Raw genomic sequence first — 17,119 nt, 5'->3', positions numbered from 1 at the left:
TCAGCCCTCGACGGGGAGCAGTCCGAAGCGCTCCGGCACGCGGATCCGGTTCACGGCCACGCCGAGGCGGTCGGTGAGGTGCTCGACGATGTCGGCCGTGCCGAGGTAGCCCCCGAGCAGCGTGACGTGCGTCTCGACCTCGTCGTCGACGAGCATCTCGTCGGCCCATGCGCAGGTGGCTCGGGCCAGGGCCTGCCCTGGCGCGCAGCCGCGACCGCTTCCCGGGGCTCCGGAGCGGGCGGAGCGGGCGAGCCAGGTGACCGTCATGCGACCGGGAGCATGGATGACGCCGATGTCGGAGACGTCGGGAACCTCGATGAAGATGCGACCGGACGCGCACAGCGGGAGGGTCGCGAGGAACGCCTCGAGGTCGAGCAGGGAGTGCTCGTCGGCGGTCACCAGGTGGTGTGCGCGACGGCGCGCCGCGCGGCGAGCCGCACGCGTGCCTCGGGTGTCGAGCGTGGTGTCCATGGTGATCCCATCGTACACCAAGCGAAGGCTTGCCTAACCTTCGACGCCTTCTTCCGTCACGGGCTCGACGAGGGCCTCGCGCAGCGCAGTGAGCTCTTCCTCTGTCATGCCGTTCGCACGCAGGTAGCCGGCGGCCGACCCCCACCGCTCGTCGACCTGGGCCAGCAGGCGACGCATCACCTCGGCGGGCGAGCGGGTGGCCAGATCCACCGCGTGCAGCGCCTCAGGATGCTGGCTCCGCAGATAGGCGGCGATGCGCCGCGACCGTTCGGCGGGCAGCTGCGACTCGGTGAGGGCGTAGTCGGCGATGACGGCATCACGATCGGCGCCGACCGCCGAGAGCGCCAGCGCGACCGTCACGCCCGTGCGGTCCTTGCCCACCGTGCAGTGCACCAGGGTCGGCTCGCCCGCGGCGATCACCCGGACAGCGGCGACCAGGCGCTCCCCGCTCTCCTCCAGGAGATGCAAGTACAGGTCGTCGAGACTCGTATCGGATTCGAAGAAGGAGCGCACGGACCCGAGGAACAGCGGCAGGTGAGTCGTCTCGGGACCCTCGATCTCGCTCGGTTCCGCGGCGACCTCCTCCCCGTCACGGAGGTCGACGATGCGACGCACCGTCGCCCGCAGGAGCGCCGCGCCGTTCGTGGTCGCCGTGGAGAGCTGGCCGGAGCGCAGCAGCACGCCGGGGCGGATGCGTCCACCCTCCGCGGGGATCCCGCCGACGTCCCGGACGTTCGTGACGCCCTCGACGTCGAGGATCGTCACGCCCCCGCCTGGGGGCCGCGCGGGGGCACGGGGTAGCGCCCGGCGATGACGATGCGGTTGAAGGCGTTGATCGACACGCACGCCCAGCTCAACGCGGCGTACTCCTTCTCGGTGAACACACTCCCGACCAGGTCGTAGACCTCGTCCGAGATGCCGTCCTCCGCGATGAAGGTGAAGGCTTCCGCCAGTTCGAGCGCGGCACGCTCCCGATCGCTGAACACACCGCTCTCGCGCCACACGGCGATCTGGCTGATCGTGTCGACGTCCAGCCCGGCGGCGACCGCCCGGTCCACGTGCACCCGCGTGCAGTAGCTGCAGCCGTTCAGCTGCGAGCAGTGGATCATGACGATCTCCTTCAGGCGGTCGTCGATCCCGTTCTCGGCGCAGATCGTGCCGACCGTCTTCGAGAAGGCGTCGAGGGCCTGATAGGCCGCAGGCTCCGTCTTGGACAGGTGCACGCGCTGTTCGGTCATACCTCCATGATATTCGGCGCCGGGCGCGGGAGACGGTATGGGAGCGGCCTCGCCGAAATGCACACTGCCAACCTTTGGGTGCGATCCTGCTGCATATCGCCCTGTTGGTACCCCTCACACCTTGTCACTTTGCTCCGGCATTTCCCGCGAGGTCGAAACGGGGCGCAGAATAGCCGCGTGGCGATCGACACCAGCGAGTTCTCCTATCTTCCCGCGCAGGCCGACGCGCTCGGCGTTCCGCTTCCGACCGTGGAGCGCCTGACGCTCCCCCTCCCCGAGGGTCGCGTCGTGAGCGGGTTGCGCTTCGGGTCCGAGCCGCCGCGCATCACCCTGCTGCACGGCGCCGGTCTGAACGCCCACACCTGGGACACGACGGCGCTGGCGCTGGGGCAGCCGCTCCTGGCGATCGACCTCGCCGGCCACGGCGACTCCTCCTGGCGCGACGACGCGGACTACTCCCCCCGCACCCTCGCCGCCGACGTCGTCGCCGCTCTGGACGCGTGGGTCTCCGCACCGCAGATCCTGGTGGGACAGTCGCTCGGCGGTCTCACCGGCGCCGCCGTCTCCGCGGCGCGGCCGGACCTCGTGGCCGCTCTGATCATCGTCGACATCACGCCCGGGATCGACGTGTCCGCCGGCCCCGCGGCGCTCCGGGAGTTCTACGCCGGGCCCACGGACTTCGCGACCCGCGACGAGCTCGTCGACAAGGCGATGGCCCTGGGGTTCGGTGGCACTCGCCCCGAGACCGAGCGCGGTGTCTTCCTCAACACCCGTGTCCGCGCGGACGGCCGCGTCGAGTGGAAGCACCACTTCGCCCACCTCGCCGCCACCGCTCTGGCCGCCCACGACCCCGGCACCCCGACGGCGCCGTCGGTCCTGCATGAGACCGGCTGGGACGATCTGGCGGCGGTCACCGCGCCCGTCACGCTCGTCCGCGCCGAGCGGGGCTTCGTGAGCGCTGCCGACGCGGAGGAGTTCCAGCACCGCCTCCCGGAAGCGCGGGTCGTCGCGATGGACGCCACGCACAACGTGCAGGAGACGGCGCCCCGAGACCTCGCCCTGCTCGTCGGTTCGGCGACCGCGGCCGGAATATGACGCTCCGTTCCACGTCCGCCGCGCCGAATCCCGCCCGACCCTAGGCTCGTCCCACCGGCACACAGCACCTGCCGCACCGAGAGGAAACACCCATGTTCCGACGTCATCGACGCCTCGCGCTGATCTCCGCGCTCGCGGCCACCGCCGTGATCCTCAGCGCCTGCTCCGGCTCCGCCGAGCCTGCCCCGTCCACGGGCGGCGAGCCCGACCCCGACGCCACCCTGCACGTCGGTCTCGTGCTCGAGCCCACCAACCTCGACATCCGGCACACCAGCGGTGCCGCGCTGGAGCAGATCCTCATCGACAACATCTACGAGGGACTGGTCAGCCGCACCCAGGAGAACGAGATCGTGGAGCGGCTCGCCTCGGAGTATGAGGTGTCGGACGACGGCCTCACGTACACCTTCACCCTCAACGACGGGATCACCTTCCACGACGGCTCGCCCCTGACGGCGGCCGACGTCGTCTCCTCCTACGAGACCGTCCGCACCGATGACACGGTGCAGGGCAACGCGGAGTTCGCGTCCGTCTCCTCGATCTCGGCTCCCGACGACACGACCGTCGAGATCGTGCTGTCCGAGCCGAACCAGAACTTCCTCTTCGCCCTCACCGGCCCCGCCGGGCTCGTGTTCAAGGACGGCGACACCACCGATCTGAAGACCGCGGAGAACGGCACCGGTCCGTTCACCCTCACGCGCTGGAACAAGGGCAGCACGATCACCTTCGCCCGCAACGACGAGTACTGGGGCGAGCCGGCCGGCGTGGCCGAGGTCGAGTTCCAGTACATCCCCGACTTCACGGCGGGGGTGAACGCGGCGCTCGCCGGCGACGTCGACGTGCTCACCGCCGTCGACCCGAACCTGGCTCCGCAGCTCGAGGACTCGGGCGACTTCACGCTCACGACGGGCCGCACGACCGACAAGGCCACGCTCGCCTTCAACAACAAGAAGGCGCCGCTGGACGACGTGCGCGTGCGCGAGGCCCTGCGCCTGGCGATCGACCATGAGGCGCTCATCGAGGCCGTCGGCGCCGGTACCCCGCTGTACGGCCCCATCCCCGAGCTCGACCCCGGCTACGAGGACCTCTCCGACGTCATCTCCTACGACCCCGAGCGGGCCAAGGAGCTGCTCGCCGAGGCCGGCCAGGAGGACCTCGACCTCACCCTGACGATCCCGTCGTTCTACGGCACCACCGTCCCGAAGGTGCTCATCTCGGACTTCGACAAGGTGGGTGTGAACCTCGAGGTCGACTCCGTGGAGTTCCCGACCTGGCTCGAGGACGTGTACACCAACAAGGACTACGACCTCAGCTTCGTCCTGCATGTCGAGCCGCGGGACTTCGGCAACTTCGCCAACCCGGACTACTACTTCGGCTACGACAACGCCGAGGTGCAGGACCTCTACACGCAGGCGCTGGCCGAGGTCGATCCCGAGGCCTCCGCGAAGCTCCTCGCCGAGGCGGCCCGGATCGTCTCCGAGGACCACGCGGCGGACTGGCTCTACAACGGTCAGACCATCACCGCCGTGAATCCGGTCGTCAGCGGCTTCCCGGAGGACTCGATCAACTCGCGCATCAACCTCGCGGGTGTGACCGTCTCCGCCGCGAGCTGACGACGGTCGACGCTCCGTGCTGCGTTACGCGCTCGTCCGAGGAGCCCTGCTGATCGCAGGGCTCCTCGTGTCGAGCGCGCTCATCTTTCTCACGTTGCGCGTCTTCCCCGGCGACGTGGCCCAGCTCATCGCCGGCACCCAGGCCTCCCCCGCCGAGGTCGAGGCGCTGCGGGAGTCGCTGGGGCTGAACCAGCCTCTGCTCGCGCAGTACGCCGACTGGATCGGCGGCATCCTCCGCGGCGACCTGGGCACGTCGCTGCTGTCCGGCGCCTCCGTCGGCGAGGAGCTGCTGCTGAAGGCACAGGTCACGGTTCCGCTCGGGATCATGTCGCTGGTGATCGCCGTGCTCATCGCCGTGCCGTTCGGGATCCTCGCCGCCCTGCGTCGCGGCCACCGCGACGGCACGGCGCTCAGCGTGGGCGCGCAGGCTCTCGCGGCCGTCCCCGTCGTCTGGGCGGGCATGATGCTGATCGTCGTGTTCTCCGTGTGGCTCGGCTGGCTGCCGCCCCAGGGCTTCCCCCGCACCGGGTGGTCGACACCGGGCAGAGCGATCGAGGCGCTGCTGCTGCCCGCCCTCACGATCGGCATCGTCGAGGGCGCCATGCTGATGCGCTTCGTGCGCAGCGCGACCCTGCAGGCCGCCGGACAGGACTTCGTCCGCACCGCGGCCGCCAAGGGTCTGACGAAGACCCGCGCCCTCATCCAGCACGGCATCCCGGCGGTCGGGCTCTCCATCATCACGGTCCTCGGCCTCCAGGTCGCCGGGATCATCGTCGGCTCGGTCGTGATCGAGCAGCTGTTCACGCTTCCGGGCATCGGCCGCATGCTCGTGACCGACGTCGGCACCCGCGACCTCGTCAAGGTGCAGAGCGAGCTGCTCGTGCTGACCGGCTTCGTGCTGGTGGTCGGTTTCCTCGTGGATCTGCTGCACCGGGCGATCGACCCTCGACAGCGGGAGGCCGCATGAGCGCGCGCTGGTTCCCTCGGCTCTGGCGGACCTCGACCGGCCGCTTCGGACTGATCGTCATCGCCATCGTCGCCCTGGCGGCCGTCGTGTCCCTCTTCTGGACGCCGTTCGACCCGCGGGCCTCGAACATCGGCGACCGCTGGCTGCCGCCGGGCTGGCCGCACCTGCTCGGGACGGACGACACGGGACGCGACATCCTGAGCCTGCTCATGGCGGGCGCGCGGACCACGGTCTTCGTCAGTGTCGGCGCGGGACTCGTGGCCACCGTCGTCGGCATCGCCCTCGCCGCCCTCGGCGCCCTGACCACCCGGCTCGTGCGGGAGACGGTCGCCGTGTTCGTCGACATCCTCATCGCCTTCCCCGTGCTGCTGATCGCGATGATGATCTCGTCGGTGTGGGGCGGATCGCTCTGGGTCGTGATCTGGGCGGTGGGGATCGGGTTCGGCGTGAACATCGCGCGGGTCACGCGGCCGGAGCTCCGCCGCGTGCAGCAGAGCGACTTCGTGCTCGCCGCGCGCGCGTCCGGCCTCACCCCCGCGCAGAGCCTCGTCCGTCACCTCCTGCCGAACGTGGCTCCGGTGTTCATCGTGCAGCTCTCCTGGTCGATGGCCGTCGCGGTCCTCGCGGAGGCCGGCCTGTCGTACCTCGGGTTCGGGGCCTCGGTTGTGGAACCGAGCTGGGGGCTGCTGCTCGCGGATCTCCAGCGCTACATCGGCGTGCACCCTCTCACCGTGATCTGGCCCGGGCTCGCGATCACCCTGACCGTGCTCGCCCTCAACCTGCTCGGCGACGGGCTCCGCGAAGCCACGGACCCCACCCTGCGGCACCGTGCCGCCGAGACGCACACACCGGCGGTGGTCGCATGAGTCTGACGGTCGAGGATCTCGTCATCGAGATAGACGGACGCCGCGTGGTCGACGGCGTCTCGCTCCAGGTCCCCGACGGCACCCGCCTCGGGGTGATCGGCGAGTCGGGCTCCGGCAAGTCCCTCACGGCGCTCGCCGTGCTCGGGCTGCTGCCGGAGGGGGCGACGGCACGCGGGAGCATCCGGTGGGACGGCACCGAGCTGATCGGGATGCCGGACCGTGAACTCGCCCGGCTGCGCGGCGACGACATCGGCATCGTGTTCCAGGAACCCCGGACGGCGCTCAACCCGATCCGGACGGTCGGCCGCCAGATCGCGGAGTCCATCCGCATCCACGAAGGCCTGGGCCGGCGCGAGGCCCGTGACCGGGCGATCGCGGAAGCCGCACGCGTGCGACTCCCCGACCCGGAGACCATCGTCGACCGGTATCCGCACCAGCTCTCCGGCGGCCAGCGGCAGCGCGTCGCGATCGCGATGGCCCTCGCCTGCCGTCCGCGGCTGCTGATCGCGGACGAGCCCACGACGGCCCTCGACGTGACGATCCAGGCCGAGATCCTGTCGCTGCTGCTCGGGCTCGTCGCCGACGAGGGCATGTCGCTCCTGTTCATCACGCACGACCTCGCGGTGCTGTCCCAGGTGGCGACCGAGGGAGTCGTGCTGGAGCACGGTCGGGTCGTCGAGAGCGCACCGGTGTCGCGGCTGCTGACCGCGCCGACCTCTCCTGTCACGCGGGGGCTGCTGCGGGACGCGACCGCGACGCTGTGGCGGCCCGAGGGAGGAGAGGCATGAGCCTCATCGAAGCGCGCGGGCTGCGACGGGACTTCGTCGTGCCGAAGCGGACGGCGTTCGAGCGCGCGCGGCGGCAGACGGCGCTCCAACCGACCGACCTCGACGTGCCCGAGGGCGCCTCCCTGGGGATCATCGGCGAGTCCGGCTCGGGGAAGTCGACGCTCGTGCGACTCCTGCTGGGCCTCGACCGACCGACCGCGGGCACCGTGTCGGTGGACGGTCGGCTCGTCGACGCCGGCGCCTCCGCGCGATCGCTGCACTGGTTGCGCCGGCAGACGGGTCTCGTCTTCCAGGATCCCTATGCCTCGCTCGACCCCCGGATGACGGCGGGGCAGATCGTGCGGGAGCCGTTGTGGGCCCTCGGCATCGACGGCGACCATCGGGCACGGGTGCGCGAGGTCATCGCCCGGGTCGGCCTGGACCCGGAGATGGGCGATCGCTATCCGCACGAGTTCTCCGGCGGGCAGCGGCAGCGGATCGCTCTCGCCCGCGCTCTCGTCCATCGTCCGCGGATCCTCGTGGGCGACGAGCCGCTGTCGGCGCTGGACGTCACGGTGCGCGCGCAGATCCTCGAGCTGCTCGCGGAACTCCGAGTCGCGGACGAGCTCACGCTGCTGCTCGTGTCACACGACATCGGCGTGGTGCAGAATCTCTGCGACACGGTCGTCGTCATGAAGGACGGCCGCATCGTCGAGCGCGGTCCGACCCGTGACGTGCTGCTCCACCCGACCGCCGACTACACCCGCACGCTGCTCTCCGCGATCCCCGTCATCCCCGACGCCTGATCGCCGACCCACCCCTTTGCGGCCGCCCCGGCCCTTTGCGTGCGCCCGCAACGGGGTGGCAGGCACGCAAGGGGGTGGGGCGAGGGGTCAGCGCGGGAAGAGCGAGAGGCGACGGCGAGGGCGGGATGGGCGGAGCACCCGGCGCAGGTAGACGGTGCCGAGGTCGCGGCCGAACTTGTGGCCGACGCGCCCCATGCGACCGGCCTCCACGAAGCCCAGCTTCTCGTGCAGCCGGATCGAGGCCTCCGCACCCTGGTCGCTGATGACGGCGACCATCTCCCGGAGCCCCCGCTGCTCGCACGCCGCGATCAGCGCCTGCAGAAGGGCCGACCCGAGACCCTTGCCGGCCGCGCCGGGACCGAGGTAGATCGAGTCCTCGACCGTGTACCGGTACGCGTTCTTGCCCGCCCACGGCTGCGCGAGCGCATACCCGAGGATGGCGCCGGAGGGCGACACCGCCACGAGGAACGGCAGCCCGAGCCGCTCCAGCAGGGTGAACTTGTCCCGCCAGTACGGGATGCTGCTGCGGCGCTCGTCCAGGGTGACGGCCGAATTGCTGACGAAGTGGTTGTAGATCTCCCGCACGTGCGGCAGATCGGCCGCGCGTGCCGGTCTGATGACGTAGGAGAACGTGTCCGGCGCTGTCGCCGGTCGCAGATGACGCGGGAGAACGCGGCGGCGGTCCCCCGGCTCGAACTGCATGCGCTCAGCTTAGAGAGCCGGACGCCTCGCCCTCCACCCTCCAATCCACCGGAGCACTGCCGAGTCCCTCCAGGAGCGCGTTCGCGCGGGAGAAGGGCCGGGAGCCGAAGAAGCCACGGCTCGCGGAGAGAGGGGACGGATGCGCGGAGGCGATCACGGGGGTGTCGCCGAGAAGGGGCTGGAGGTTCGCCGCGTCACGCCCCCAGAGGATCGCGACGAGCGGCTGCTCCCGGGCCACGAGGGTGCGGATCGCGAGCTCCGTCACCTGCTCCCATCCCCAGCCGCGGTGGGAGGCGGCCGCTCCGGGGCGCACCGTCAGGACGCGGTTGAGCAGCAGCACGCCTTGATCGCTCCACGCGGTGAGGTCTCCGTGCGGTGCGGGCGGGAGGCCGAGGTCGGCCTCCCGCTCCTTGTAGATGTTCGTCAGGCTCCGCGGCAGGGGCCGCACATCGCGGTCCACGGCGAACGACAGCCCGATCGGGTGCCCGGGAGTCGGATAGGGGTCCTGGCCCGTGATGAGCACACGCACGTCGGCGAGTGGACGCTGGAAGGCGCGCAGCACGTTCGGCCCCGCGGGAAGGTATCCGTGACCGGCCGCCTGCTCGGCGCGCAGCCGCTCCCCGAGCGCCGTGATGGTGTCCTGCACCGGGGCCAGCGCCTCCGCCCATCCCGCGTCGATCAGTCCCTCGTCGGCGAGCTCCGCGAGGGTGCGTCCTCCGCTCACTCGACGGGCCGGACCCGCAGCGGGCCTCGCGCGAGCAGGTGCTGCGCCGACTGGGCGACGGGCCGCATCGTGACGAGGTCGAGGTTCACGTGGGCGGGAGCGTCCAGAGCGTAGGCGATCACGTCCGCCACGTCCTCGGCGCGAAGGGGCGCCTCGACCCCGGAGTACACGGCCTCCGCGGCGACGGCGTCGCCCCCAAGCCGGTTCAGCGTGAACTCCTCCGTGTGCACCATCCCGGGAGCGACCTCGGCCACCCGGAGCGGCTCGCCGTTCAGCTCCTGACGCAGCGCACGGACGAGCATCGCCTCGGCCGCCTTCGCCGCGTTGTAGCCCGCGCCGCCCGGGTAGGCGGTCTGCGCGGCCGTCGAGGTCACGAACAGGAGGTCGGCATGGCCGTCCACGTCCGCGGTGCGACGGAGCATCGGGAGCAATCCGGCGACGAGGCGCTGGGTCGCGAGGACGTTCGCGTCGTACATCCACTGCCAGTCGGCGAGCGCGGCATCCTCGACGCGGTCGGTCCCCCGCGCGCCACCGGCGACCTGGACGAGGGCGTGCACGGGTCCGGTGCGCTCGAGCTCCCCGAGGAGCGCCGCCACCGCCGCGTCGTCGGTCAGATCGCAGGCGATGGTCGACGCCCCCGTCTCCGCGGACAGCGCGGCGAGCCGGTCGGCACGGCGCGCGACGCCGACGACGTCCCACCCGCGCGACCGCAGCACCCGCACCGTCGCCTGACCGATCCCGGAACTCGCACCTGTCACCACTGCACGTCTGTTGGCCATGTCCTCCACCGTACGATGTCCGCGCGGGTTCCGCCCGTTCCCGGCCCCCTCGCCGTGTTACGTCACATTTCCCGGTCGTTGTTGACACGGACCGATATTCCGTACTCTCGCTGCAAGGGCACCAGCCCATCCGACCTTCCGACCGTTCCAGGGGGAACACATGTCCGCACCCGAGACCTGGCGTTTCGAGACCAAGCAGATCCACTCGGGCGCCGCCCCCGACCCCGTCACCAAGGCCAGGGCGACGCCGATCTACCAGACCACGTCCTACGTGTTCGACAGCGCCGACCACGCCGCGAACCTCTTCGCGCTCGCCGAGTTCGGCAACATCTACACCCGCATCCAGAACCCGACCCAGGACGTCCTGGAGCAGCGCCTCGCCGCGCTCGAAGGGGGCACCGGCGCCCTCGTCCTCTCCAGCGGCCAGGCCGCCTCGACCTTCGCGATCCTCAACATCGCGCAGGCCGGCGACCACTTCGTCGCGTCGAGCTCGATCTACGGCGGCACCTACAACCTCTTCAAGTACACCCTCGCCAAGCTCGGCATCGAGGTCACCTTCGTCGAGAACCAGGACGACCCGGAGGAGTGGCGTCGCGCCGTCCGCCCGAACACGAAGCTGTTCTTCGCGGAGACGATCGGCAACCCGCAGATCAACGTGCTCGACATCCGCACGGTCGCCGACATCGCGCACGAGAACGGCGTCCCGCTGATCGTCGACAACACGATCGCGACCCCGTACCTCATCCGCCCGTTCGAGCACGGCGCCGACATCGTCGTCCACTCGATCACGAAGTTCCTCGGCGGCCACGGCACCACGATCGGCGGCGTCGTGATCGACGGCGGTTCGTTCGCGTGGTCGGAGAACGTCGAGAAGTTCCCCGGACTCACCGAGCCGGACCCGTCGTATCACGGCGCCAGCTACACGGCCGCGGTCGGCGACCCGCTCGCCTACATCATCAAGGCCCGGGTCCAGCTGCTCCGCGACCTCGGCTCGGCCATCGCCCCGCAGAGCGCGTGGAACCTCATCCAGGGTGTCGAGACGCTGTCGCTGCGCATCGAGCGCCACGTGCAGAACGCTCAGGAGATCGCCGAGTGGCTGGACAGCCGCGACGACGTGGCCGCGGTCAACTACTCCGGCCTGCCGTCCTCGCGCTGGTACGCCAAGGCGAACGAGTACGCCCCGAAGGGTGTCGGCGCCGTGCTGTCGTTCGAGCTCAAGGGCGGTGTCGAGGCCGGACGCGAGTTCGTCAACAGCCTCTCCCTGTTCAGCCACCTCGCCAACATCGGCGACGTGCGCTCGCTCGTCATCCACCCGGCCTCCACGACGCACGCCCAGCTCACCCCGGAGCAGCAGCTCACCGCGGGCGTGACCCCCGGCCTCGTGCGCCTGTCCGTGGGACTCGAGAACATCGAGGACCTCAAGGCCGATCTGGACCAGGCACTCGCCGCCGCCCGCGCCGTCTCCGAGGCCGCGCGCGCCTGAGCACCCTCTCCGCGAAGGCCCCGGACCGCACGGTCCGGGGCCTTCGTCGTCCCCGGTGTCGTAACCTGCGGGCCGGGACCGACCGGCCAGGCGAGAATGGAGACATGGACTGGCAGACGACCTCCGAGGACACGGTGCCGTCGGCACCGGTGACGGAGGCCGACGTCCGGCTGCTCCGTGCCCGGCCACCGGCCACCGGCGCCTGGCGCGACGGCGACCCCGTCGGCGGCCGCCGGTTCGCCGCGTTCGGCGCCTTCGACACGGAGAGCGGAGCCCGGCTCCCCGGCATCCGCCTCGCGTACGAGAGCTGGGGCGAGCTCAACGCCGCACGCGACAACGCCGTGCTCGTCCTGCACGCCCTCACCGGGGACAGCCACGTGCGCGGAGACGCGGGTGCCGGCCACCCGACCGCCGGCTGGTGGGAGGACGTCGTCGGCCCCGGTGCGCCGCTCGACACCGACGAGTGGTTCGTGATCGCGCCGAACATGCTCGGCGGCTGCCAGGGATCGACCGGCCCCGCGAGCATCGCCCCGGACGGCTACGAGTGGGCGTCGCGCTTCCCCTACCTCACCATCCGCGACCAGGTCGCCGCGCAGGTGCGCCTGGCCGACGCGCTCGGCATCGACAGCTGGGCGGCGGTGATCGGCGGCTCGATGGGCGGCATGCATGCGCTCGAGTGGGCCGTGACGCAGCCGGACCGCGTGCAGCGCCTCGCCGTGCTCTCCTCGCCCCCGGTCACGACCGCCGACCAGATCGCGCTCAACACCGTGCAGCTCGAGACCATCCGCATGGACCCGCGGTTCCAGGGCGGCGAGTACTACGACCTCGCGGACGGCGACGGCCCGCACCGCGGCCTGGCCCTCGCCCGCCGCATGGCGCTGCTGAACTACCGCAGCCCGATCGAGCTCAACCAGCGCTTCCAGCGCTCCTGGCAGTCGGACGTGTCGCCGCTCGGCCACGGCGGACGCTTCGCCGTCGAGTCCTACCTCGACTTCCACGGGAACAAGTTCACGCGCCGCTTCGACGCCAACAGCTACATCACCCTCGTCGAGGCCATGAACTCGCACGACGTCGGCCGGGGCCGCGGCGGCGTGGAGGAGGCCCTGAAGGCGGTGACCGCGACGACCCTCGTCCTCGGCATCGACAGCGACCGCCTCTTCCCCGTCGACGGTCAGCAGCGGATCGCCCGGAGCATCCGGAACGTGCTCGACGGCGAGGCGGTGGTGCTCACGAGCGACTTCGGCCACGACGGGTTCCTCATCGAGACCGAGGCCGTCGGCACGCACCTGCGGCGCCTGCTCGACGCCTGACCCGCGTCAGGCCGGGTCGAACCGCCACGGCAGGGTGTGGGCGTGGAGGGTCCCCTGCGCCCAGCCGAACGCCCGACCCCCGTCGCGCACCTCCGTCTGGAACAGCTCGACCGCCCCGCCGGAGGCCAGCGCGGCCTCGACGTCGGTGAAGGCGGAGAGCCGGTGCAGCGTGAGCCAGGTGGGCGGGAAGAGCCGCCACTCCCCTGCCGCGTGCCGCTCGAAGGCCGTGTCCGGTGACACCCAGGCGAGCTCGACGACCTCGTCGGCGGCAGGCGACGGCTCGACGTCCGGCGCGAGGGCGAGGAAGAACCAGGTGCGGATCCGCACGGGCGCCTCCGCGGGCGGGCGCCACTCCGACAGAGGCACCAGGTCGTCGACGACGAGTCCGACCTCCTCCGCGGTCTCCCGGGCGGCGGCCCGGCGCGCGTCCTCGACGTCCGCCGCGCCCGCCCGCCGATCCTCCGGCTCGACCTTCCCCCCGGGGAACACCCAGGCGTCCGCGAAGGAGCCTCGCGACGGACGGCGCAGCAGCAGCACCTCGAAGCCACCGGGACTCGGGCGCAGCAGCACGACGGTTCCGGCGAGCGGGAGGTCGTCGTCGGGAGCGGTCACCCCGTCACTCTACGACGCGAGGACCGGCGTCTGCGCGACCCGCCGTGTCTCCACGCGGTACGACACCAGGGCGATGAGGAGTCCGGCCACCGCGAGCACCGCCCCGGTCCACGCCGGTGCCGTGAAGCCCCAGCCGATCGCGATCACGATGCCGCCGAGGAAGGCGCCGAGGCTGTTGCCGATGTTCAGAGCGGAGTGGTTCATGGCCGCCGCGATGGATTGGTTGTCGCCGGCCACGTCCATCAACCGCGTCTGGATCGTCGGGCTGAGCACGGACGAGACGAACCCGACGAGGACGACCACGAGGCTCAGGCTCACGATCCAGAACGAGAGCACGGCGAGGAGGGCGAACACGACGGCCATCGCGGCGAGGCCCAGCAGCAGCGTCCGACGGAGGTCGATGTCGGCCAGATGACCGCCGACGAGGTTCCCGCCCGTCATGCCGAGCCCCATGAGCACGAGCACGATCGGCACGACCCAGTCCGGCGATCCGGCCACCTCCGTCACGAGCGGGGCGATGTAGCTGTAGACGGCGAAGAACCCGCCGAAGCCGATCGCCCCGACGCCGAGCGTGAACCAGACCTGACCGATGCGGAACACCCCGAGCTCCGCTCGCATCGTGCGTCCGGGGTTCCCCGGGTGCGCGGGCACGAACAGCGCGATGAAGACGGTGGCGAGTGCGAAGACGAGCGCGACGACCGCGAAGGCGGCCCGCCAGCCCCACTCCTGGCCGAGGAAGGTGCCCAGCGGCACGCCGACGACATTGGCGACCGTGAGACCGGTGAGGATGAACGCGACGCCCTTGGCACGGTTTCCCGGCCCCATCACGTCGGCGGCGACCAGCGCGCCGATGCCGAAGTAGGCGCCGTGCGGGAGCCCGGCGAGGAAGCGCGAGACCCCGACGAGCTCGAACGTCGGCAGCACCACGGTGAGGGCGTTGAAGACGGTCAGCGCGAGGGCGAGCACGATCATCACCCGATGCCGCGGATAGCGGGCGACGAAGCCGGCGATGGTCGGGGCGCCGATGACCACGCCGAGTGCGTACAGCGAGATCAGCCAGCCGGCCTGGCTCAGCGCCTCCTCCTGGCTCGACGCCCAGACGGACGGGAGGAGGTCGGCGGCGATGTTCGGCAGCAGGCCCATGACCACGAACTCGGTCATGCCGATGCCGAAACTGCCGATGGCGAGGGAGAGGAGCGCCCACTTCGCCGCACCCCTCGAAGGTGTCGAGGGATTCACCGGTTCAGCTTACCGGTCGTCGGACTCCTCGATCGCCGCCTCCAGGCGCTCGACCTTGGCGTCGAGCTCTCCCGTGTACCCGGGGCGGATGTCCGCCTTGAGGACGAGCGACACCCGGGAGCCGAACGGCATCACCGCCTCGGTCGCGCGCTTGACCACGTCCATGACGGTGTCCCAGTCGGGCCCCTCGATCTCGGTGAACATGCTCGTCGTGCGGTGCGGGAGGCCCGACGCGCGGACGACGCGCACGGCCGCGGCGACCGCGTCGTGCACGGAGGCATCGGGGCGCTCGGCACCATCGGCGGGCGTGCCGCTGGGGGCGACGGAGAAGGCGATCAGCATGGGTTCACTCCTGGGTTCGGGGACGACGGACGGCGGGGACCCGCGCGAGCGCGACGGCGCTCACGGCGGCGAGGACGACGAGCAGGGCGTTGCGCATCGTGAGCAGCAGGACGGGGGCGGCTTCGGCACGCAGCAGCCCGTCATAGCTCAGCGGATACACGAGACAGGTGAGCAGGCACAGCGCGAGCACGAGGGCGGCGGCGGTGCGCGCCCGGCGGCGGTCGAGCACGAGCCACAGGATCACGGGGGCGAGCAGCCAGGTCTGGAACTGCGGCGAGCCGACCTTGTTCAGGGCGATGAGCACCGTCACCAGGAGCAGGGCCAGCGGCGGGAAGAGTCGCGCGAACGACGCGCCGCGGGCGGCCTTGACCCCGCCGACGACGGTGACGACGGCGGCGGCGAGCACCAGGAGCGGGGTGAGGATCGTCGCGAGGGCCTCCGCGCCCGGCGCGACGATCTGGAAGGTGAGGATGTCGTAGCTGTACTCGATGCGGGCGGCCCCCGTCACGGCCATCCAGAGGAACGGGGTCGCGGCGACCGCCTCGATCTGGAGTCCCCGGCCCGTCTGCGCGGTGAGGACGCCGAGGATCTCGGTGTCGGCGCCGAGCAGCAGGAGCACCACCACCACACCGGCGGTGACGACCGCGGCGGCCAGGAGCATCCGCAGCCGCGCCCTCCCGGCCACGACCGCCGCGAGGAGGAGGGCACCGGGCCAGATCTTGATCCAGGCGCCGATGGCCAGCAGCGCCGCGGCGATGGTCGGGCGGGTCACCAGCCAGAGGCCGGCCACGACGGCGATCGGCACGGTGACGGCATCGATGCGGTACAGCGCGATGGGTCCGAGGAGCAGCAGCGCGGCGCACCAGAACCACGCGGCGGTGCGCCGCGACCGCACGTGTCCACGCCCGACGAGGACGGCGAACGCGACGGCGTCGAGCACCGTGACCAGCAGCGCCCAGCCGATGAGGTAGGCGCCCGAGACGCCGAGCAGCGGGAGGAATGGGGCGGCGAGCACGGCCGCGAGCATCATCGGCAGGAGCGCGAGCTGCGGATACACCCAGGACTCCGTGACGCCCACGATCTCCCCGCCGCTCCACGCGGCCGTCGCCCAGGGCTCGTAGACCAGCACGACGTCCCCCATGGGCTGGCTCGGGTAGACCCAGCCCAGCCATGCGGTGAGGACGTGGACGAGGAGGAAGGCGATCCACAGCGCGAGCACGCTCCCCCGGGCCGTGGTCCTCACGACAGGAGGTCCGCGACCGCGCGGGGCAGCGCCTCCGCGACGTCGAGCGCCACGATCGGATGACCGCTCGCACCCGCGGTCGCCGCGGCGGCGAGGCGGGCGGCGTGCCCGTGCAGCCAGACGGCCGCCGCGGCGGACTCGACGAGCGGGCCGTCCGGATTCGCGGCGATCACGGCGGCGACGATCCCGGCCAGCACGTCCCCCGTCCCGGCCGTCGCGAGCCAGCCGGTCCCCGCCTCGACGGCGATGAGCGTGCCGTCAGGTGCGGCGAGGACGGTGCGCGCGCCCTTGCGCAGCACCACGCCGTCGATCGCGGCGGACACGTCGCGGACGTCGGCGAGGTCGTCCGAGGTCCCGTCGATGCCGACACGCTCGCGCAGTCGCGCGAACTCGCGGCCGTGCGGCGTGGCGACGAACGGGGCGCGGGCGGTCGGCGCCAGATCGAGCGCTCCGGCGTCGATGACCACGGGGACGTCGCCGTCGACGATCTCCCGGAGCGCCTGCGCCTCCGCGGCGCTCCGGTCGTCCGGATCGGTCCCGGAGCCGATCACCCAGGCGCCGATCCGCGTGCGTCCGGCCTCCGGCCCACCGACGGTCTCCGGGCGCCGGGCGAGCACCGCCGCCACCGCCGACGGCGCGCCGACGTAGCGGACGAATCCGGCGCCGGTGCGCCAGGCGGCCTCGACGCCCAGCACCGCCGCGCCGGGGTAGGCGGCCGATCCGGTGCGGATGCCCACGACGCCCCGCGAGTACTTGTCGTCCTCGGCGGTCGGCGCGCGGAAGAAACGCGCCGCGTCGCTGCGGGACCACTCGCGCACGTCGCTCATGACTCCACGTTAGCCCGACGGCCCTGTCCCGTCCGCGT

The 17,119-nt window shown here is 71.6% G+C and carries 19 protein-coding genes; 8 read left to right on the top strand and 11 right to left on the bottom strand.

What is annotated here, in order from left to right:
* The 3 genes from B7W94_RS13925 to B7W94_RS13915 are packed head-to-tail and all read right to left on the bottom strand — an operon-like array spanning window position 1 to window position 1,709.
* Window positions 1–471 (bottom strand): SIP domain-containing protein, encoded by a 471-nt coding sequence (locus B7W94_RS13925; RefSeq protein WP_025103089.1) that lies wholly within the window; start codon window positions 469–471, stop codon window positions 1–3.
* 33 nt (window positions 472–504) lie between these two features.
* Window positions 505–1,236 (bottom strand): tyrosine-protein phosphatase, encoded by a 732-nt coding sequence (locus tag B7W94_RS13920; protein ID WP_085607215.1) that lies wholly within the window; start codon window positions 1,234–1,236, stop codon window positions 505–507.
* Window positions 1,233–1,709 carry a carboxymuconolactone decarboxylase family protein gene (locus tag B7W94_RS13915; protein ID WP_025103087.1) on the bottom strand — a complete coding sequence of 159 codons (477 nt, stop codon included), beginning with the start codon at window positions 1,707–1,709 and terminating at the stop codon, window positions 1,233–1,235. Before B7W94_RS13915 ends, B7W94_RS13920 begins: the two co-directional genes overlap by 4 nt.
* Before the next feature lie 177 nt (window positions 1,710–1,886).
* Between B7W94_RS13915 and B7W94_RS13910 the strand changes: the two genes are divergently transcribed.
* The 6 genes from B7W94_RS13910 to B7W94_RS13885 all read left to right on the top strand — a co-directional run bounded on the left by B7W94_RS13910 (window position 1,887) and on the right by B7W94_RS13885 (window position 7,820).
* Window positions 1,887–2,804, top strand: a complete 918-nt coding sequence (locus B7W94_RS13910) for an alpha/beta fold hydrolase (protein ID WP_253247445.1) — start codon at window positions 1,887–1,889, stop codon at window positions 2,802–2,804.
* Window positions 2,805–2,896: 92 nt separating this feature from the next.
* On the top strand, window positions 2,897–4,414 hold the full coding sequence (locus B7W94_RS13905) for an ABC transporter substrate-binding protein (RefSeq protein WP_085607211.1): 1,518 nt from the start codon (window positions 2,897–2,899) through the stop codon (window positions 4,412–4,414).
* A gap of 16 nt (window positions 4,415–4,430) precedes the next feature.
* Window positions 4,431–5,381, top strand: a complete 951-nt coding sequence (locus tag B7W94_RS13900; RefSeq protein ID WP_071328318.1) for an ABC transporter permease — start codon at window positions 4,431–4,433, stop codon at window positions 5,379–5,381.
* Entirely contained in the window at window positions 5,378–6,247 is an 870-nt protein-coding gene (locus B7W94_RS13895; RefSeq protein WP_085607209.1) for an ABC transporter permease, read from the top strand. Before B7W94_RS13900 ends, B7W94_RS13895 begins: the two co-directional genes overlap by 4 nt.
* Window positions 6,244–7,035, top strand: coding sequence for an ATP-binding cassette domain-containing protein (locus B7W94_RS13890; protein ID WP_085607207.1), 792 nt, complete (start codon window positions 6,244–6,246; stop codon window positions 7,033–7,035). Before B7W94_RS13895 ends, B7W94_RS13890 begins: the two co-directional genes overlap by 4 nt.
* Complete coding sequence (locus B7W94_RS13885; protein WP_085607205.1) at window positions 7,032–7,820, top strand: ABC transporter ATP-binding protein; 789 nt, start codon at window positions 7,032–7,034, stop codon at window positions 7,818–7,820. The genes B7W94_RS13890 and B7W94_RS13885 overlap by 4 nt, the downstream gene beginning before the upstream one ends.
* Before the next feature lie 87 nt (window positions 7,821–7,907).
* On the opposite strand, the gene B7W94_RS13880 is transcribed toward B7W94_RS13885, so the two are convergent.
* Genes B7W94_RS13880 through B7W94_RS13870 form a run of 3 tightly spaced genes read right to left on the bottom strand, consistent with a single transcriptional unit; the run spans window position 7,908 to window position 10,025 of the window.
* A complete protein-coding gene (locus B7W94_RS13880; RefSeq protein WP_025103080.1) occupies window positions 7,908–8,522 on the bottom strand; it encodes a GNAT family N-acetyltransferase in 615 nt (204 codons plus the stop codon).
* A 4-nt stretch (window positions 8,523–8,526) separates the two neighbouring features.
* The gene (locus B7W94_RS13875; protein ID WP_025103079.1) at window positions 8,527–9,246 is read right to left on the bottom strand and encodes a uracil-DNA glycosylase; all 720 of its coding nucleotides are present in this window, start codon (window positions 9,244–9,246) and stop codon (window positions 8,527–8,529) included.
* Window positions 9,243–10,025 (bottom strand): SDR family oxidoreductase, encoded by a 783-nt coding sequence (locus tag B7W94_RS13870; protein WP_172400126.1) that lies wholly within the window; start codon window positions 10,023–10,025, stop codon window positions 9,243–9,245. Before B7W94_RS13870 ends, B7W94_RS13875 begins: the two co-directional genes overlap by 4 nt.
* A 160-nt stretch (window positions 10,026–10,185) precedes the next feature.
* On the opposite strand from B7W94_RS13870, the gene B7W94_RS13865 reads away from it, so the two are divergent.
* Both B7W94_RS13865 and metX read left to right on the top strand, forming a co-directional pair.
* Entirely contained in the window at window positions 10,186–11,508 is a 1,323-nt protein-coding gene (locus tag B7W94_RS13865) for a bifunctional o-acetylhomoserine/o-acetylserine sulfhydrylase (protein ID WP_085607201.1), read from the top strand.
* A 104-nt stretch (window positions 11,509–11,612) separates the two neighbouring features.
* A complete protein-coding gene (gene metX / locus B7W94_RS13860) occupies window positions 11,613–12,818 on the top strand; it encodes a homoserine O-acetyltransferase MetX (protein WP_085607199.1) in 1,206 nt (401 codons plus the stop codon).
* Window positions 12,819–12,824: 6 nt separating this feature from the next.
* Here metX and B7W94_RS13855 read toward each other — a convergent pair whose 3' ends face one another.
* Genes B7W94_RS13855 through B7W94_RS13835 form a run of 5 tightly spaced genes read right to left on the bottom strand, consistent with a single transcriptional unit; the run spans window position 12,825 to window position 17,081 of the window.
* On the bottom strand, window positions 12,825–13,430 hold the full coding sequence (locus B7W94_RS13855; protein ID WP_085607197.1) for an NUDIX domain-containing protein: 606 nt from the start codon (window positions 13,428–13,430) through the stop codon (window positions 12,825–12,827).
* Between the two features lie 9 nt (window positions 13,431–13,439).
* Window positions 13,440–14,669: an MFS transporter gene (locus tag B7W94_RS13850; protein WP_085607195.1), complete on the bottom strand. Its 1,230-nt coding sequence runs from the start codon at window positions 14,667–14,669 to the stop codon at window positions 13,440–13,442.
* A 9-nt stretch (window positions 14,670–14,678) separates the two neighbouring features.
* On the bottom strand, window positions 14,679–15,011 hold the full coding sequence (locus B7W94_RS13845) for a thiamine-binding protein (protein ID WP_085607193.1): 333 nt from the start codon (window positions 15,009–15,011) through the stop codon (window positions 14,679–14,681).
* A 4-nt stretch (window positions 15,012–15,015) separates the two neighbouring features.
* The gene (locus B7W94_RS13840; RefSeq protein WP_253247444.1) at window positions 15,016–16,254 is read right to left on the bottom strand and encodes a hypothetical protein; all 1,239 of its coding nucleotides are present in this window, start codon (window positions 16,252–16,254) and stop codon (window positions 15,016–15,018) included.
* Window positions 16,251–17,081: an NAD(P)H-hydrate dehydratase gene (locus B7W94_RS13835; RefSeq protein ID WP_085607191.1), complete on the bottom strand. Its 831-nt coding sequence runs from the start codon at window positions 17,079–17,081 to the stop codon at window positions 16,251–16,253. The genes B7W94_RS13840 and B7W94_RS13835 overlap by 4 nt, the downstream gene beginning before the upstream one ends.
* Window positions 17,082–17,119 lie beyond the last annotated feature (38 nt).

This window comes from Microbacterium sp. LEMMJ01 (assembly GCF_002114135.1).
Taxonomy (GTDB): domain Bacteria; phylum Actinomycetota; class Actinomycetes; order Actinomycetales; family Microbacteriaceae; genus Microbacterium.
This window is presented reverse-complemented; position numbering and strand designations above follow the sequence as displayed.

What these genes read in the sequence shown, in the direction of transcription:
- B7W94_RS13925 (WP_025103089.1), bottom strand. Translation starts at nt 471, where the DNA reads ATGGACACCACGCTCGACACCCGAGGCACGCGTGCGGCTCGCCGCGCG.
- B7W94_RS13915 (WP_025103087.1), bottom strand. Translation starts at nt 1,709, where the DNA reads ATGACCGAACAGCGCGTGCACCTGTCCAAGACGGAGCCTGCGGCCTAT.
- B7W94_RS13905 (WP_085607211.1), top strand. Translation starts at nt 2,897, where the DNA reads ATGTTCCGACGTCATCGACGCCTCGCGCTGATCTCCGCGCTCGCGGCC.
- B7W94_RS13895 (WP_085607209.1), top strand. Translation starts at nt 5,378, where the DNA reads ATGAGCGCGCGCTGGTTCCCTCGGCTCTGGCGGACCTCGACCGGCCGC.
- B7W94_RS13890 (WP_085607207.1), top strand. Translation starts at nt 6,244, where the DNA reads ATGAGTCTGACGGTCGAGGATCTCGTCATCGAGATAGACGGACGCCGC.
- B7W94_RS13885 (WP_085607205.1), top strand. Translation starts at nt 7,032, where the DNA reads ATGAGCCTCATCGAAGCGCGCGGGCTGCGACGGGACTTCGTCGTGCCG.
- B7W94_RS13880 (WP_025103080.1), bottom strand. Translation starts at nt 8,522, where the DNA reads ATGCAGTTCGAGCCGGGGGACCGCCGCCGCGTTCTCCCGCGTCATCTG.
- B7W94_RS13870 (WP_172400126.1), bottom strand. Translation starts at nt 10,025, where the DNA reads ATGGCCAACAGACGTGCAGTGGTGACAGGTGCGAGTTCCGGGATCGGT.
- B7W94_RS13865 (WP_085607201.1), top strand. Translation starts at nt 10,186, where the DNA reads ATGTCCGCACCCGAGACCTGGCGTTTCGAGACCAAGCAGATCCACTCG.
- metX (WP_085607199.1), top strand. Translation starts at nt 11,613, where the DNA reads ATGGACTGGCAGACGACCTCCGAGGACACGGTGCCGTCGGCACCGGTG.
- B7W94_RS13845 (WP_085607193.1), bottom strand. Translation starts at nt 15,011, where the DNA reads ATGCTGATCGCCTTCTCCGTCGCCCCCAGCGGCACGCCCGCCGATGGT.
- B7W94_RS13835 (WP_085607191.1), bottom strand. Translation starts at nt 17,081, where the DNA reads ATGAGCGACGTGCGCGAGTGGTCCCGCAGCGACGCGGCGCGTTTCTTC.